Source organism: Candidatus Hydrogenedentota bacterium (assembly GCA_035416745.1).
Lineage (GTDB): Bacteria > Hydrogenedentota > Hydrogenedentia > Hydrogenedentales > SLHB01 > UBA2224.
In genome coordinates, this window is the sequence record DAOLNV010000008.1 from 83481 (window position 1) to 99319 (window position 15839).

A 15839-nucleotide genomic window follows, 5' to 3' on the forward strand; every position below is an offset into this window, starting at 1 on the left:
GTAGAAAAAGGGGACATCATGCTTTGTTGCGGGGACGGCGGCGATATGGGCCGCCCGAGGGGGAGTTTTTGATGCAGGCGATGAGGTCATGCGCTGGGGGACTCGTGCTGGTGGTGACGCTCGTGGTATTTGCGGGCTGCCAGACGGCCAATCGCGGCGAGTCTCTCCGGCCGCTCATGATTGTATGGCAGACGCCTGAGGACGGGGCTCCTCCTGCTGAGGCAGCCGGGGCGGCCGTTCCGGAAGAGCCTGCCGTGGCCGTGCGCCCCGATTTTGAAACGATATTTGACGCGCCCTGGCGCCATCCCGACCGCCCGCTCATCATTGACGCCTATTGGGACAACCCGCTCGACTGGGACAAACTCGCGACCGAAACGCGCGTGGCCGCTATCATCCATAAGGCGAGCGAGGGCTTTCGCGCGGACGCCAAGTACAGCGAACGGAGGGCCGAGGCGCTTCGACGCGGGTATCTGTGGGGGTCGTACCACCTTGGGGTGCGGGGGAATCCGGAGAAACAGGCGGAGTTCTATGTCAAGTCGGCACAGCCCGGACCTGACGAGGTCATGGCCTTGGACTTGGAGGATCTCGAACACGGCATGACCATCCCGGAAGCCGCGCGGTTCATTCGCCGCATACACGAGAAGACGGGCCGTTACCCGCTTGTGTATGGCAATCACAGCACCATCGAGCAGATTTCGTCGGAGGCCAGAGAGAGCATATTCCGAAACACGCCGCTCTGGTATGCGCGGTTTCGCGAGAGCATTCCGGATTTCCCTGAAGGGATATGGTCTTTCTACACGCTATGGCAGTTTTCGAGCGAGTATAAGGTGCAGGTCCGGGTCGCCGGAACGCGAAAGGACATCGATGTTAACGTCTACCACGGTACCGGCGAAGAACTACGGCGGGCGTGGCCGTTTTCGTGAGGGCTGTGCGAGGCGCGTGCGTACGGGAGCGGGGACAGTCGCGTCTCGTCCCCCGGCGTGACTGACCTGGCACAGTCGCCCCTTGAGCGGCGGGGTGCAGGGGTGGAGGCGGCTTTGCTACACTTGAGGTATGGGCGCGCCGCAACAATTTCAACTGCTGATCAAGCCCGCGAGTGCTGACTGCAACCTGCGTTGTGAGTATTGTTTCTACCTGCGCGCCCAAGAGCTGTATCCCGAGCAGAGACGCCATGTCATGCCGGAGGACGTGCAGGAACAGATGATCCGCAATTTGCTCGAATACCGGTTCCCGCAGACCGTGTTCGCGTGGCAGGGCGGTGAGCCGACACTTTGCGGCCTCGATTTCTTTCAACGCGCCGTGGAACTTCAGCAGAAGTACGGCGCGCCGGGGCAAAGTGTGGGAAACGCGCTCCAGACCAACGGCATCCTCATCGATGAGGACTGGTGCCGCCTGTTTCATCAGTACAAGTTCCTCATTGGACTGAGCCTGGACGGCCCTCAAGACGTGCATGACCGTTTCCGGGTGAACGTGACCGGGCAGGGTTCCTGGGACAGCGTGATGCGGGCGGCGGAGCTCATGAACCGCCACCGGGTCGAATTCAACATTTTGTGCGTGGTTAATGCTCAGAATGTGGATATGGGGGCCGAACTCCTTCGCTGGTACGTCGAGCACGGCTTTTTCTACCTGCAATTCATACCCTGCGTCGAAGCAGGATACGAACACAGCGTTTCTCCGGAGAAGTTTGGCGATTTCTTATGCGAGATCTTTGATTTCTGGGCGAAGGACGGGTTCGGGCGGGTTTCGATACGCGATTTCGACGCCATGCTGGCGCAACGTATGGGCCAAGGCCAGCCGATGTGCACCTTTGGCCGGGTCTGCAACTACTACGTGGTGGTCGAGCACAACGGCGACGTGTACCCCTGCGACTTTTTCGTGTACGGCCATTGGAAACTCGGTAATCTGATGGACGCGCCCCTCCACACGTTTCTGGAGTCGGAAAAGTACAAGCAGTTCGCCTACCAGAAGAGCAAAGTGCCGGCCTGCGGGGGATGTCCCTGGCGGCAGCTATGCCATGGCGGCTGCCAGAAGGACCGGCTGTTTCTCGGAGACGATTTCCGGCAGCCAACGGTGCTGTGCGAAGCGTACAAGCGGTTTTTCGCCCATGCGGCGCCGCGATTGAACGCTTTGGCGAAGAAGATGGCCAGACAGAACGTTTGATGGTCTGCGGTCCGCGGCGAACAGAAGACCTTTGCGGTGGCCAGGGCGAGGTGGCCGGGAAGATAAGCCACGCCGCGAGCGCTTCCGGAACGGGTCTCATAGGGCTCATGGAAGGTCATGTACGTCTTACGAAATGCCTGTTACCCTTTCCTTGGGACAGATGCCCTCAGAACTGGAGAGGGCGGGCGTTATACTTGGCCATGAGCATCGCGCGCGCTTGCCCCGCCGTGTATACGGAGCCGGTGATGAGGAGGGGTTTTGTCGCGTCTGCCGCGCGCATCCCCGCCATGATTGCATCTTCGAGGCGCTCGACGCGCTGATGCGCGATCTGGCCCGCCGCGGCACACAGCCGTCCGACAGGAAGCGCCCGGTGCCCGGTGAATTGCGTCAAGATCAGCGGGTCGGCGACTGTCGCCAGGTGGCGTACCATCTCCGCGGCGTTCTTATCGGAGGACACGGCCATAACGGCGGCGCACCGAGACACCTGGCGCACCAGTTGGCGTATGCCCGCTGGATTGTGCGCCACGTCGATGATCACCGGCGGGTCCTCGAGAACCCGCTCGAGCCGGCACGGCCATTTCGCGGTTTCCAGTCCTCTTATAATTGCCTCTTCGCCGAGCCGCGGAAACGTCTGCATGAGGCATTCCGCCAGCGCTGCGGCAACGGCAGCGTTCGGACCCTGGTAATCCGCGGCCAGCCCGAGGGTCAGCGGGCCCAGGCGTAAGGCATCGCTCCGGTAAGCAAATACTTGATTCCAAGGGGCTCCCTGTATCTCGAAATCAAAATCGCGATGCATGAGATGTACGGGACAGTTCAGCGCCCGGGCGCGTTCGAGGATTACGGTCACCGGTTCGGAACGTGTTTCCGAGGTGACCACCGGCACGCCCTCCTTCAGAATGCCGGCCTTCTCGAAGGCGATCTTTTCGAGCGTGTCGCCAAGGTATTGGGTATGTTCGAGATCGACGTTTGTTATGGCGGCTGCAACAGGCGTGATAACGTTCGTGGCGTCGAAACGCCCGCCCAGGCCCACTTCTACAAGGGCGATGTCGACCTTCTCTTGCTGAAAAATGCGGAACGCGACCGCAGTCACAACCTCGAAATAGGTGGGGGGAGGCGCCATGGTCTCGGCGATTCGCCGGAAATACGCGAGGGTCTCATCGAGTTCAGCGTCGCTCACGGGGTGTCCATTGATGAGGAAGCGCTCGTTCACGTCGATAATGTGTGGGCTCGTATAGCGGCCGGTGCGCAGGCCGGCAGCGCGGCATATGGCGTCGAGCATGGCTACGACGCTGCCTTTCCCGTTGGTGCCGCCGACGTGCACGCTCGGGTACGAGGCGTGGGGGTTGCCCGCTCCGGCAAGGAGGCGGCGGATGTTGTCGAGCCCGAGCTTGACCCCGTGAAACTCGAGACTGGCAAGGTATTCGCGCGCGTTCACAGGGGTTTCATGTACCGAAGGAGCTTACCGAGCAGCGGCCGCATCTCGGTGCGCGAGACAATGGCGTCGACAAAGCCGTTCGCGAACTGGTACTCGCTCGTCTGAAACCCTTCGGGGATGGTGACTTTCAGGGCGCCCTCGATAAGGCGCTTTCCCGCGAAGCCGATCTCGGCGCCGGGTTCCGCGAGAACAATGTCGCCCAAGCTGGCGAAGCTGGCATAGACGCCGCCGGTTGTGGGATTCGTCAGGATTGAGATATAGGGGATGGCGGCTTCATTGAGCGCGCGTACGGCGTCGGCGGTCTTGGCCATTTGCATGAGGCCCAGGGTGCCTTCCTGCATGCGCGCCCCGCCAGAAGCCGCGAAGGAAAGGAGAACCACGCGTTCGCGAATAGCATCGTCGGCCGCCCGGCAGAACTTCTCGCCGACCACGGAACCCATACTGGCGCCGGCAAAGGAGAAGTCCATGAAACTGAAGGCCGCGCGCTCCTGCTCGATGCAGCCAAAGCCCGTGATGATGGCTTCTTTCAACCCGGTTTTTTTCTGATAATCGCTGACCTTCTGAGCGTAGGAATACGAGACTTCCTTAATGCTGAACCCGAGCGGATCCGCGGAGATGAGATTGGCGTGGGTCTCCGTGAACGAGTCGGGATCCAGCAGCCACTCGATGCGTTGCCAGACAGTTACCCGGTGATGGTAATTGCATTGGGGACAGACTTCCTGGTTGTCTTTCACGTCCGTCCCGTACACCGCTTGTTTGCAGGCCGGGCACTTTATCCATAATCCTTCGGGGACGCCGCTCTTACGTCCCACCACCGATACAAAACGTCTTCGATGTGGAAAAGCCATAACTCCCCCCGTCCCTAGCGCTGCCGGTTGCCGTCCTGCCAGCCGGGGTTCCAATCGTCCTTACTATTGTCTGCCCCGTATCATACCATGTTTGCGGAATCGGATACACTGCAAGAGGGCAGTTTAAGCGTCAGACGGCGGTTTCAGCGTTACGTTCCTGCTCAGTCAGGGTCTCCTTGTTGTACAAGAGGCGGCCGCACTGAGAACACGCGCGAACCTCCCCCGCGAGAACCTCGTTGACAATTTGGGGACGCACATTCATGTTGCATCCCGAACAGATGTCGCCGCGCAACGGTACGACCGCGGGCCCGGTCGTCTTGTTCTTGCGGATACGGCGGTATTTCGACAGGAGCTGCGGCTCGACCTGCTCGAGCAGAGGTCTCCGTTCTTCCTCGAGTCTCAGGCGCGCCTCGATGGCTTCAGCGAGCTCGGCATCCACTTCGCGGCATTGTGTATCGAGGGTCTCGATCTCCGTCTTGATGCGCTTCTGGTCTTCCTCGAAACGGGCCTTCGCGTCGTCCAGTTCCACCATTAATGAGATCATGCGCTCCTCTTGAACGGAGATTTGTTTCTTGAGGAGGTCGATTTCGTGAAGGAGGGCTTGATACTCTTCGTTCTTCTTGATGGCAAAAAGCTGTTCGTTGTATCTGGTGACGTGTGCTTGTTTCTGGTCGATTTCGACTTCGCACTCGCGCTGTCCGATCTGCAGTCTCTTGAGGGCTTCGCGCCTTTCCTGGAGTTCCGCTTCGAGCCGCTCCTTTTGCACGTTAAACTTCTCTTTCTGTTTCGGAATCTCTCCCTCGCGGGCATTGCATGCTTCGATGCGCAAATCGAGATCCTGCAGGCGCAATAACGTCTTCACCCGTTGCCTCCTTTGGGGAAACCGCGGCGAGATGAGGTTTCCCGCGCCCCGCGGCGCACTGAACCGATTCAATTGGTGTTAAAAAAAGGGCCGCGGCGTCTGCCGCGGCCCTGGTCGTCACTTGATCCAGGTCATCATTTTTCGGAGTTCCGCTCCGACCCGTTCGACGGGATGCGAAGCATCCGCTTCCCGGAGCTTCTTGAAATGTTGCCCGCCAGTCGCGTATTCGTTCATCCATTCCTTGGCGAATTCGCCGTTCTGGATGCGTTTGAGGGCGGTGCGCATAGCCTTCTTCGACTCCTCGGTAATCACGCGCGGTCCCACGGTGTACCCGCCGTATTCCGCCGTGTCGCTCACCGAATAGTTCATGAAACTCAAGCCGCCACGATAGTACAAATCGACGATTAGTTTCAACTCATGAAGGACCTCGAAATAGGCGATTTCCGGCTGGTAACCCGCCTCGGTAAGGATTTCGAAGCCGGCTTTCAGCAGGGCCGCCGACCCCCCGCACAGGACGGTCTGTTCGCCAAAAAGGTCGGTTTCCGTCTCCTCTTTGAACGTGGTCTCGATGATGCCGCCCCGTCCGCCGCCGAGACCGCACCCGTACGCAAGGGCCGTCTTGAGGGCGTTGCCGGTGGCATCCTGATGAATGGCCACAAGGCAGGGCACCCCGGCGCCCTTCACGAATTCGTCGCGGACCAGATGGCCGGGGCCTTTCGGAGCGATCATCCACACATCGATGTCGGGTCCGGGCTCGATGAACTTGTAGTGAATGTTGAACCCGTGGGCAAACATCAGCGAGTTGCCCGGTTTCAGGTTGGGCTTGAGGTCGTTTTCGTAGACCGTTTTCTGGACGGTGTCAGGTACAAGTACGACCACAATGTCGCCGCGCTTGGCGGCCTCGGCGGCGGTCATTACCTCGAACCCGGCTTCTTTTGCGGCCTTGTAGTTGGGGTTTTTGTCGTCGATCAGTTCTCCGACCACCACGTTCACGCCGCCGTCCCGCAGGTTCTGCGCATGGGCGTGGCCCTGGCTGCCAAATCCGATTATGCTGACGGTCTTGCCGTTCAGGACGGATCTGTCGGCATCTTTCTCGTAGTAAATCTTGGCCATGATCTATCTCCCTCTCGTGTCGTTGTTGAGTGACCGCCCGATGGCGATCTTTCCGGTGCGCACCAATTCTTCGATGCCGAAGGGGTGCATCATATCAATAAACGCCTTGATTTTTCCCGCGGACCCCGTGCCTTCGACGACGATGAAATCGGGGCTCAGATCCACGACCTTCGCGCGAAAGATGTTTGCGATTTCGATGACCTCGCTGCGCTTCTTTCCTGCCGCCTTCACGCGGATCATGACGAGTTCGCGTTCCACGTGGGAGGTGCCTGTGAGGTCCGTCACCTCGATGGTTTCCACCAGTTTCTTCAGTTGTTTCTCGATCTGCTGAAGCACCTTGTCGTCGCCGCGCACGACGACGGTCATGCGGGATACGGCGGGATTCTCGGTTTCCGCCACGCAAAGGCTGTCAATATTGTAGCCTCGGGCGCTGAACAGGCCGGAAACACGGGCCAACACGCCGAATTGATTCTCGACGAGAATGCTCATGGTGTGTCTCATGATAACTCCCGACTCGCCGGCAACTGGTTCCGGCCTAGTTAACCGTATTCATTGTCCGTTCCAGCCCGCTGGTCACGAAGCTGAGCACGGCATCGGCCGCGCGGCCGATCATTTCCTCCACGTCCTGCCGTTCCGCGGCGGCAAAGTCACTCAGCACATGGTTCACCATGCCCGCCGGGTCTTCGACGGCGCCTACTCCCAGGCGAAGCCTGGGAAAGGCGTCGCTCGCAACATGTTCGATGATGGAGCGCAGCCCGTTATGGCCTCCCGCGCTTCCGTCGCCGCGCAACCGCAGCCGGCCCAAGGGCAAATTCACATCATCTACCACGACGAGCATGTCGGCGAGCCCGATGCCGGTATAGCGCAGGGCTCGTGCCGCGGCCAACCCGCTCTTGTTCATGAAGGTGAGCGGTTTCATGAGCACGAGCCGCTGGCCCTCGTGCGACGTCTCGGCCACCAGGGCGTGGTATTTCTCCTTGGAAAAGGACGCGCGCAGGCGTTCCGCCACGCGATCCAGGACCCTGAACCCGGCGTTATGCCGCGTATTGCGATATTTGGGACCCGGATTGCCTAACCCCACAATGAGTTTCACGCGCTTTTTCCTGATAACGCCGGCTATCCCCTGCCGCAAACGGCCCCGTTATCTCAATTCCAACACCTGATGAGCGGCAGGCCAAGGATAAGAACGCTATTCCTTCTTCTTTTTCTCGGAGGTTTCGCCTTTCTTGGGGGCTTCGCCGCCTTCCGTGCCTTCGGCTTCCGCGGCTGCGCCTTCGGCCGGCACTTCGCCTTCAGCCGGCACTTCGCCTTCCACAGGCGCTTCTTCAACGACGCGAGGCGCAAGCACCGCCGCGACAGCGCGGTCGGGCTCCGTGAGAACGGTCACGTTCGGCGGAATCTGCAGGTCTCTCACGTGGATGACCTCGCCGATGCCCAAGCCGGATATGTCCGCGGTGATCTTTTCAGGGACTTCGAGCGCAAAGCACTCGACTTCGAGTTCGCGCGACTGATGGTCGAGCACGCCGCCTTCCACGATTCCCCTGGCCTGGCCGGTAAGCACCAGCGGCACAAGGGTGCGAATGCGCTCATCGAGGCGGATCCGCATGAAGTCAGCATGCAGCACCTCCGCGCGAAACGGGTGATGCTGCACCGCCTTGAGCATGGCCGGGCTGTTCAGGTCGGGTTGGTTTTCGCATTCCAGCTGTACGATGGCGTGTTCGCCGCCCCGGCCGTGAATGAGATGCAAGAACTCCTTCTCGTTCACCTGCACGGATACCGCGCCTTTGTCCCCGCCATACAGCACCACGGGGATCTGGCCCGTCTTACGAAGTCTGTGCACAGCCCCTTTGCCGGTCCCTTCCTCTCGAAGGGTAATCGCTAGTTTCTTCAGTTCCATGGTGTATTGGCCTCCAAATCGAAGTCATTCGAACAAGATGCTTACTGATTCTTCCGCGTGGATACGGCGAATGCCCTCGGCGATCAGGGATGCGATCGACAGTACCTTTATCTTCGGGCAGGCCGCGGCCTCCTCGGACAAGGGTATGGAATCGCTTACCCAGACTTCCTCGAGCACGGAATTCGCGATGCGGCTCACGGCCTGGCCGCTGAACACCGCATGCGTGGCGCACGCGATGACATCAATAGCGCCCCGGGCCTTGATCGCCTCAGCGGCTTTAACGAGGGTGCCCCCCGTATCAATCAAATCGTCGAAGATGATTGCATGGCGATCTTTGACCTCTCCGATGAGGTTCATGACTTCCGAGACGTTCGCCTTGGGCCGGCGCTTGTCAACGATTGCGAGCGGGACCTCGAGCCGCTTCGCAAACCGGCGGATGCGGTGCACGCTGCCGGTGTCCGGCGACACCACGACAAAGTCGTTCGACGGCCGCAGTTGGCGGAAGTGTTTTGTAAACGCGACCTCGCCGCTGAGGTGGTCAACGGGGATATCAAAGAAACCCTGGATTTGGTCGCAGTGCAGGTCAACCGCCAACACGCGGTTGGCGCCCGCGGCAACTATGAGATTCGACACCAATTTGGCCGTGATGGGGACACGCGGCCGGTCTTTACGGTCCTGACGCGCATAGCCGAAGTAAGGCAGGACAGCCGTAATTCGGGCGGCGGATGCGCGGCGGGCCGCGTCGATTAGAATCAGCAGCTCGACCAGATGCTCGTTCACGGGGGGCGACGTGCTGTTGACCAGGAACACGTCCTTGCCTCGGATATTCTCTTGAAATTGGACACGTATCTCGCCGTCGCTGAAGCGCTGCACGTGTGCGTTGCCGCACTCGATACCCAGATGGGCGCAGAGCCGCTCCGTGAGAATGCCCGATGCTGTGCCGGAGAATACTTTCATTTCGTCGCTGTAGGCCAAACCACACCAACCCTTCGAACCGTTGCTTCGTCCGTGAGCCCTTCCCGGGTCTCGGCGGCCTCTCTTTGCCAGGCGGCGCCGCAGCTTCGTTCAAGCCCGGTTTGACCTGGCCGTGTACTCACACCCATGTTCGCCCCCGCGAGCCAATAACAGACCTGGCTGGGGCGGTAGGATTCGAACCTACGAATGTCGGCTCCAAAGGCCGATGCCGTACCACTTGGCTACGCCCCAGCGGAATACCGATACGTGATGCCTCCCCGGCGCCGAGCGTAGCGCGCGAGGCTCATACGCTGTAAGTTGGCTGCCTGGACCGCGTTGGCATGCCAAGGCAATTGGGAGAGTATAACAACGCGTTTGCAGGCAAGTCAATTTTTGCCCGCCGCGCCGCTCATGGATGGTTCCCAGCGTAGGCTGACTGATGGGACTTGGCGCGGCACTTGGACCGCAACCACATCCACGGCGCGACTGCCGGGGCGCGCCCGCTTTGGGGGTTCCTGCATCGAACGAAAGAGCCTGTCGAACACTTGCCGTATCCACTTCTCATAGGTGGCAGTCGTCTCGTCGCCTGTGCACGCTGCCGCATATAAGCATAGCCCTTTCTAAAGAGCTCACTCTCAGTCCGCATATGAGTCCCATTGGTCATTTATGCGTATGCGGCTTCTCTGACTTCGCGCTGAACTCCTCGAAATGCCCGTCTGAATTGGCGGACAGAAATATCGAGAGGAAGGCCATGAACGCACACGCGCAATAGTGCTAAAAGAGAGCATTGTGTTTTTCTCAAGAATCTGAAATAATGCCCGTAAGAGAGGGATTCTTGAGGCGCTTACTTCCAATACATAAGGAGGGGACGGCGATGAAACGAGGATTCACCTTGATCGAGCTTCTGGTCGTTATTGCTATCATCGGAATTCTTGCGGCAATCTTGCTGCCCGCGCTGGCGCGTGCGCGGGAAGCGGCACGGAGGGCCAGCTGTGCCAACAACCTTAAACAAATTGGGCTGATGTGCAAGATGTACTCAAACGAGTCGAGGGGGGAAAGATGGCCCCGGGCATACGGGGCTAACCCGTATGCGTTGACGGGGCCGAACCAGGCGCCCCCGGGCTGCCTGAATTACGGGACGGATTTGAGCATGGGCGTGGACACGGGGGCCCTGTATCCCGAGTATCTGACCGACCCGAACGTGTTGATTTGCCCCTCGTGGCCGCTCTATAACCAGCTGCCGGCCGTGGGTGTTGGCGTTATCGAGGACGACGGGTCGGGAACCTGCCAGTATGTGGGATTCATTTCGCAGCCCGGCGACTGCTACTTCTATTTCGGCTTCGCCTTTGACCGGTGCAACGATATCCCGGAGAACAACCTGGTGCCTTTCCTGTCGATTCCGGCAGTCCCTTCGCAATTGGTGGCGGGTTTCACAGCGCTGGCGCCGCTTTTCACGATCGGGACCTTCGAAAACAACACGGTATTGGAGGAAGACATCTCTGGTGTCAAACCCGATGGGAACGGCGGCGGCGACACGATTTACCGCTTGCGCGAGGGTATCGAGCGGTTCATGGTCACCGATATCAACAACCCGGCCGGGGGCGCCATGGCCCAGAGCGAACTGGCAGTATGCTTTGACGGGCTTACCGCGGGAAAAGAGAACTACATGGTTATGAACCATATCCCCGGCGGAAGCAATGTGCTCTATATGGATGGCCATGTGGAGTTCATACGGTATCCCGGCGAGTTTCCGGTCACGAGGTCCATGGCCGAAATGGCCAACTTAGGTATGTAAACGTTCATGGCGGCACGCGCCGCTCAAGGGCGTGTCTCATCAGGATAAACGTGCCTGCCGTTTGAGCAGAAGGGCGCCTTCTCGAAACGGCCGGCTTTTCCGTCTATATTGAAGGCGGCATGGGCCGTCGACCCGGCATAGTGACGGAAGGGGCCGCCGCACCTTCCCGGACCCGAACGGAGTACCTCCAATGAAGCATCTTTTTCTGGTGGTCTTGGCTTGTTTTCCGGCTGGCTCGCTGTTGTCCGCGGATGCGGCGGTGCTTGAGGATTTCGAGTCGAAGACCCTCCCCGCGAATCTTGTGCAGCAATCGGCGAAAGCATCATTGAAGCGCTCGGGAGACAATCAGGCCCTGGAAATCCGGTGCCAGGCCGAAGGCCGTCCGGGTATTGCCCTCGAAGCGCCTGAAACCGGCTGGGACTGGAGCGGGTACGCGGGCATCGCGGCCGAAGTCCACAACCTGAGCGGCGAGCCGGTGGACATCTTTGCCAGCGTGGAAAGCCTTGGCCAAGACGGGCGAAGACAGTACGGGCGCAACCATCGCACGTTCGAGCCGGGCGAACGCGGCACGCTGCACATCTTCTTCACTCACGGAGGCACGGGAATTTTCCAGGGGTTGCGGGCAATACCCATTTACGGCGTGACGTCGGCGCACGGAACACAGATTCCCTCATTTACCATCGAGCAGGGAAACGTCCGCAGTTTCCAAATCTATCTGCTGCGCCCGGAAGGTCCCCGGAAGCTCTTGATTGACAACATCCGCCTGTTCGAGCCGGGGGCTCCCGAGGAACGGATTGTGCCGTTCCCGTTTGTGGACCGGTTTGGGCAATACATCCACCGGGATTGGCGAGGAAAGGTCGCATCCGAGAAGGACTTCACCCAACAGCGCGAAGAGGAAGCGGCGGCGCTTCGCGCAGCGCCCGCGTTGCCGGGGCGCGACTCCCTGGGTGGGTGGGCCGCTGGTCCGCAGCTCGAAGCGACGGGATGGTTTCGCAGCGAGAACATCGACGGCAAATGGTGGCTGGTGACGCCGGGGGGGCGGCTGTTCTTGAGTTTCGGCATGAACTGCGTCGATGAGGGCAACGCCACTTCTTTGGACGGGCGGGACGGATGGTACGAGGAACTGCCGCGGGACGGCCGCTTCTATCTGACCAACCTTATCCGAAAATACGGAGAAGACCACCGTGCCGCGTGGCGGGAGGTCTCGTACGCGCGGCTGCGTTCCTGGGGGTTCAACACGATCGGGAATTGGAGCGACGGCGAGGTGCTCAAGAACAGCCCCATGCCATTTACCGTGAATTTTGGCGTGCAGGGCGCGTTCCCGAGGGTAGAGGGCAGCACGGGGTTCTGGTCCAAGGGGGCCGAGTTCATGGTCGAGGGGTTCGAGGAACAGGTTGACGGGATTGTCGCCAAAGCCGTCGAACCCTACAAGGACAATCCCCTCTGCATCGGCTACTTCGTAGACAATGAAATGTCGTGGGGAGGCCTGTACGAAGGGATCCTGGCGAGTCCGCCCGAACAACCGGCCCGCAAAGCTTTGCTCGAAGAGTTGAAGACCAAATATGCCTCCATCGAAGCGCTGAATGCCGCATGGGGCTGCAAGGCGGTTGACTGGGATACCTTGCGCGCGCCGAACCCGCCGAGCGAGACCGGCCGGGCCGACCTGGACTCATTCGTGCACCGGTATGCGCTCAAGTATTTCGCCGCGGTCAAGGCCGCGTTGCGGAAACACGCGCCCAACCAGCTGTACCTCGGTTGCCGGTTCAGCATGGAGCCAGCGCCGCGCTCCCTCTACGAGGCCTGCGCGAAAGAAGCCGACGTTGTGAGCGCCAACCTCTATCTTCGCGGGATCATGTGCGAAGAGTGGACCGGTGAAAACGGGCTCGGCAAGCCGGTGCTGATCGGGGAGTTCCATTTCGGGGCAGCCGACCGCAACATGCTGCATCCCGGGCTTGTGCCGGCCCCGGACCAGCAGGCTCGCGCGGAGGGCTTCAAGGAATATGTCCGCGGCGTTGTCCAGTGCCCGGCGTTCGTCGGGTGCCACTGGTTCCAGTACGTGGACCAGCCCCTCACGGGCCGGGCGGGCGACCTCGAATCCTTCAACGTGGGATTCGTCCAGGAAACCGACTATCCCTACCCCGAGATGGTCGAAGCGGCCCGAGACGTCTTCGCAGATGCATACGCGTTGCGCAAATCTCGGTAATTTCGGGGACACAATACTCAATTCACACGCCGCGCGCGCTACTTGCCATAGGTGTCTTGTGCATTCAGAGCCGGAATTGAGTATTGTGTCCCCGAAATTACAACAAGGACGCATCACATGGCGAAATTGCTGATCACGGGGGCTGCGGGGTTCATTGGTTCCACGCTGGTTGACCGCCTGTTGGCGCGGGGGGATACGGTCGTGGGGCTGGACAATTTCAACGACTATTACGACCCCGCCATCAAACGGTCAAACCTCGAGAAGGCGCTGAAACGCAAGGAGTTCTTCCTGCACGAGCTCGACGTTTGCGACGAGACGCCTTTCATGGCGCTGGTGGATGGTGAGCGCCCGGACGTCATCGTACACCTGGCGGCGCGGGCGGGGGTGCGCCCGTCGTTGCAGAACCCCAACCTCTATCACCGCGTGAACGTCATCGGATCGCAGCATGTCCTGGATGCGTGCCGCGAGTTCAAGCCGTCGCATCTGGTATTTGCGTCGAGTTCGTCGGTCTATGGGGGGTGCACGGAAGTGCCGTTCGACGAAGAGAACCCTGTTTCGCGGCCGATCAGCCCCTATGCCGCCACCAAACGCATGAACGAGCTCATGGGCCACGTGTACAGCCACACCTACGGACTGAACGTCACTATGTTGCGGTTCTTCACGGTCTATGGTCCGCGCCAGCGGCCGGACATGGCCATCCACAAGTTCACCCGGCTTATCGACGAAGGCAAGCCGGTCCCCCGCTTTGGTGACGGGTCCACTCGGCGTGATTACACCTATATCGATGATTGTATCGACGGCGTGATCAAGGCGATCGATACGCCCTTCCGCTACGAGATTTTCAATCTGGGCGAAAACCGCACTACGCGTTTGCAGGAGCTGATCGAGCTGATCGCGAAACACGTAGGCAAGGCGCCGGTCATCGATGCGCAGCCCATGCAGCCCGGCGACGTGACCATCACCTGCGCCAACATCGATAAAGCCCGCCGCATGCTCGGCTACAACCCGCAAACCGGCATGGACGAAGGCATCCGCCGGTTTGTCGCGTGGTATCGCGAGCGGAAGATGCCTACACGCCAGGGCGTGTGAGGGACGCCCCGTGACAAGAGGCACGAAAGGGGAGCAAAGGTCCGGAACGGCGCAGGGAACACGGAACTGGTCCGACGTCAGTCGCCAGGACAAGCGCCTGCTGTGGTGGGAGAGTTCCCTTCAGCTTTCCTCGCCGCTTTTTGCGGCTTTGCGCGGAGAATCCGCAACCCCGCTCCTGTGAGCTCTTGTCACTGACACTGCGCGATGGCGCGTTTGAGAGCGTCGAGGACAATCTCCGCCGCGTTGTCGACGGGTTGACTCAGCCGCGGCAGAAACAAGGTGCGTTGGGCGGCCAGTTCCGCGTTGGGAAAGTCGCCGGGCTTGTAGCCTTTGTAGCCTTCGCTCGCGCAAAGCGGGCCGCGGTTGCGCGTGAAGATGTCGAAGCCCTTCGCGAAAAGCGGCAGTTCGTGCAGATTGGGGTAGGGCGTCATGGTCGCGGTGAGGCCCTGAGCGTTGACGGCTTGCAGAAGCGCGCCCGCTGGCCTGCCACCCAGTTTTTCCGCATCGTAGATAATGGGAAATCCGTAATAGCCGCCGCGCTGGACCCCCTCGTACACGGTTATTGGCCGCAAACACGGTATGTCCTTCAATCCCTGCTCGACGGCCTCGATATACGCCTTGCGGCGGGCATTCAGGGCGTCCAGCTTTTTCATCTGCACCAGGGCGATCCCGATGCCGAGCGGATGGGCGCGGAATTTCATGCCCAGGCCCAGCGGCTGGTGTTCGGTATACCTCTCGGTGACCAGGTCGATGCCCTGGATGCGGTTTACCTGCCCGACAAGACAGGCGCGCTCGAACAGGTCCACGTCGTCGGTGGTGATGACGCCGCCTTCGCCCGCGCTCACGGCTTTCGAGCCCTGGAGGCTCCAGCATCCCGCGACGCCGACAGCCCCGCACATTTTCCCCCTATAAACGGCGCCATGAGCATGCGAGCAGTCCTCGAGGACGGGGATCCCGTGTTGTTTGCCAATGGCGAGGAGGGCGTCCATGTCGCACACGTTTCCCCATAGATGCACGGCGCAGATGCAGCGGGTCTTGTCCGTGATCTTCCGTTTGACGTCTTCGGGATCGAGCATGAGCGTTTCCGGATCGATATCGCAGAAGACGGGTTTTGCGCCCAGCAGCAGGGCCGGCGCAATGGTGCAGATCCACGTGTTGACGGGACAGATGACTTCGTCGCCGGGACCCACCCCCACGCCGAAATACGCCGAGTACAGCGCGGAAGTGCCGTTCATGACCGATACGCAGAAGCGGCTGCCGATGTGTTTCCGCCACGCTTCTTCGAACTCGCGCACGACGGGCGTGCCTCCCGACAATTCGTTTCGCCGGGTCATCTCGGCAACCATCCGTACCTCGTCGCCGCCGATCTGGGTCCACGTATCGAGTTTGGGCAGGGCTGCCCCTGCCGTCTGGACAAACGCGCGCGCCTTGAACGGATCGTAGTTCGATGATGCGTCGGGCATGGGACAGCTCCTTGCTCATT

14 protein-coding genes and 1 tRNA gene are annotated in these 15839 nt (G+C 60.3%); 5 read left to right on the forward strand and 10 right to left on the reverse strand.

What is annotated here, in order from left to right:
- Positions 1-71: 71 nt before the first annotated feature.
- Together PLJ71_04955 and PLJ71_04960 are read left to right on the forward strand one after the other, a co-directional pair.
- A complete protein-coding gene (locus PLJ71_04955) occupies positions 72-923 on the forward strand; it encodes a glycoside hydrolase family 25 protein (GenBank protein ID HQM48013.1) in 852 nt (283 codons plus the stop codon).
- A gap of 130 nt (positions 924-1053) precedes the next feature.
- Positions 1054-2160: an anaerobic sulfatase maturase gene (locus PLJ71_04960; GenBank protein ID HQM48014.1), complete on the forward strand. Its 1107-nt coding sequence runs from the start codon at positions 1054-1056 to the stop codon at positions 2158-2160.
- A gap of 166 nt (positions 2161-2326) precedes the next feature.
- On the opposite strand, the gene PLJ71_04965 is transcribed toward PLJ71_04960, so the two are convergent.
- The 9 genes from PLJ71_04965 to PLJ71_05005 all read right to left on the reverse strand — a co-directional run bounded on the left by PLJ71_04965 (position 2327) and on the right by PLJ71_05005 (position 9521).
- Positions 2327-3595: a folylpolyglutamate synthase/dihydrofolate synthase family protein gene (locus PLJ71_04965; protein ID HQM48015.1), complete on the reverse strand. Its 1269-nt coding sequence runs from the start codon at positions 3593-3595 to the stop codon at positions 2327-2329.
- Positions 3592-4443 carry an acetyl-CoA carboxylase, carboxyltransferase subunit beta gene (gene accD, locus PLJ71_04970; GenBank protein HQM48016.1) on the reverse strand — a complete coding sequence of 284 codons (852 nt, stop codon included), beginning with the start codon at positions 4441-4443 and terminating at the stop codon, positions 3592-3594. The genes PLJ71_04965 and accD overlap by 4 nt, the downstream gene beginning before the upstream one ends.
- A 130-nt stretch (positions 4444-4573) precedes the next feature.
- Complete coding sequence (locus PLJ71_04975) at positions 4574-5305, reverse strand: C4-type zinc ribbon domain-containing protein (protein ID HQM48017.1); 732 nt, start codon at positions 5303-5305, stop codon at positions 4574-4576.
- Between the two features lie 117 nt (positions 5306-5422).
- Positions 5423-6418 (reverse strand): ketol-acid reductoisomerase, encoded by a 996-nt coding sequence (gene ilvC / locus PLJ71_04980; protein ID HQM48018.1) that lies wholly within the window; start codon positions 6416-6418, stop codon positions 5423-5425.
- Positions 6419-6421: 3 nt separating this feature from the next.
- Complete coding sequence (gene ilvN, locus PLJ71_04985; GenBank protein HQM48019.1) at positions 6422-6919, reverse strand: acetolactate synthase small subunit; 498 nt, start codon at positions 6917-6919, stop codon at positions 6422-6424.
- A 34-nt stretch (positions 6920-6953) separates the two neighbouring features.
- Complete coding sequence (gene pth / locus PLJ71_04990) at positions 6954-7511, reverse strand: aminoacyl-tRNA hydrolase (protein ID HQM48020.1); 558 nt, start codon at positions 7509-7511, stop codon at positions 6954-6956.
- Positions 7512-7607: 96 nt separating this feature from the next.
- Positions 7608-8315, reverse strand: coding sequence for a 50S ribosomal protein L25 (locus PLJ71_04995; GenBank protein HQM48021.1), 708 nt, complete (start codon positions 8313-8315; stop codon positions 7608-7610).
- A 24-nt stretch (positions 8316-8339) separates the two neighbouring features.
- Positions 8340-9290 carry a ribose-phosphate pyrophosphokinase gene (locus PLJ71_05000; GenBank protein ID HQM48022.1) on the reverse strand — a complete coding sequence of 317 codons (951 nt, stop codon included), beginning with the start codon at positions 9288-9290 and terminating at the stop codon, positions 8340-8342.
- Positions 9291-9446: 156 nt separating this feature from the next.
- Positions 9447-9521: transfer RNA gene (locus tag PLJ71_05005), tRNA-Gln, on the reverse strand.
- Between the two features lie 622 nt (positions 9522-10143).
- Between PLJ71_05005 and PLJ71_05010 the strand changes: the two genes are divergently transcribed.
- The 3 genes from PLJ71_05010 to PLJ71_05020 all read left to right on the forward strand — a co-directional run bounded on the left by PLJ71_05010 (position 10144) and on the right by PLJ71_05020 (position 14356).
- Positions 10144-11064, forward strand: coding sequence for a DUF1559 domain-containing protein (locus PLJ71_05010; GenBank protein ID HQM48023.1), 921 nt, complete (start codon positions 10144-10146; stop codon positions 11062-11064).
- Between the two features lie 190 nt (positions 11065-11254).
- On the forward strand, positions 11255-13267 hold the full coding sequence (locus PLJ71_05015) for a beta-galactosidase (protein ID HQM48024.1): 2013 nt from the start codon (positions 11255-11257) through the stop codon (positions 13265-13267).
- A 117-nt stretch (positions 13268-13384) separates the two neighbouring features.
- Positions 13385-14356, forward strand: a complete 972-nt coding sequence (locus PLJ71_05020) for a GDP-mannose 4,6-dehydratase (protein HQM48025.1) — start codon at positions 13385-13387, stop codon at positions 14354-14356.
- A gap of 188 nt (positions 14357-14544) precedes the next feature.
- Here the strand turns inward: PLJ71_05020 and PLJ71_05025 are convergent, their stop codons facing one another.
- Positions 14545-15819 carry a DegT/DnrJ/EryC1/StrS family aminotransferase gene (locus PLJ71_05025; protein HQM48026.1) on the reverse strand — a complete coding sequence of 425 codons (1275 nt, stop codon included), beginning with the start codon at positions 15817-15819 and terminating at the stop codon, positions 14545-14547.
- Positions 15820-15839: the final 20 nt, after the last annotated feature.

Coding starts and splice junctions, on each gene's coding strand:
- PLJ71_04955 (HQM48013.1), top strand. CDS start 72: ATGCAGGCGATGAGGTCATGCGCTGGGGGACTCGTGCTGGTGGTGACG.
- PLJ71_04960 (HQM48014.1), top strand. CDS start 1,054: ATGGGCGCGCCGCAACAATTTCAACTGCTGATCAAGCCCGCGAGTGCT.
- accD (HQM48016.1), bottom strand. CDS start 4,443: ATGGCTTTTCCACATCGAAGACGTTTTGTATCGGTGGTGGGACGTAAG.
- ilvC (HQM48018.1), bottom strand. CDS start 6,418: ATGGCCAAGATTTACTACGAGAAAGATGCCGACAGATCCGTCCTGAAC.
- ilvN (HQM48019.1), bottom strand. CDS start 6,919: ATGAGACACACCATGAGCATTCTCGTCGAGAATCAATTCGGCGTGTTG.
- PLJ71_04995 (HQM48021.1), bottom strand. CDS start 8,315: ATGGAACTGAAGAAACTAGCGATTACCCTTCGAGAGGAAGGGACCGGC.
- PLJ71_05010 (HQM48023.1), top strand. CDS start 10,144: ATGAAACGAGGATTCACCTTGATCGAGCTTCTGGTCGTTATTGCTATC.
- PLJ71_05015 (HQM48024.1), top strand. CDS start 11,255: ATGAAGCATCTTTTTCTGGTGGTCTTGGCTTGTTTTCCGGCTGGCTCG.
- PLJ71_05020 (HQM48025.1), top strand. CDS start 13,385: ATGGCGAAATTGCTGATCACGGGGGCTGCGGGGTTCATTGGTTCCACG.
- PLJ71_05025 (HQM48026.1), bottom strand. CDS start 15,819: ATGCCCGACGCATCATCGAACTACGATCCGTTCAAGGCGCGCGCGTTT.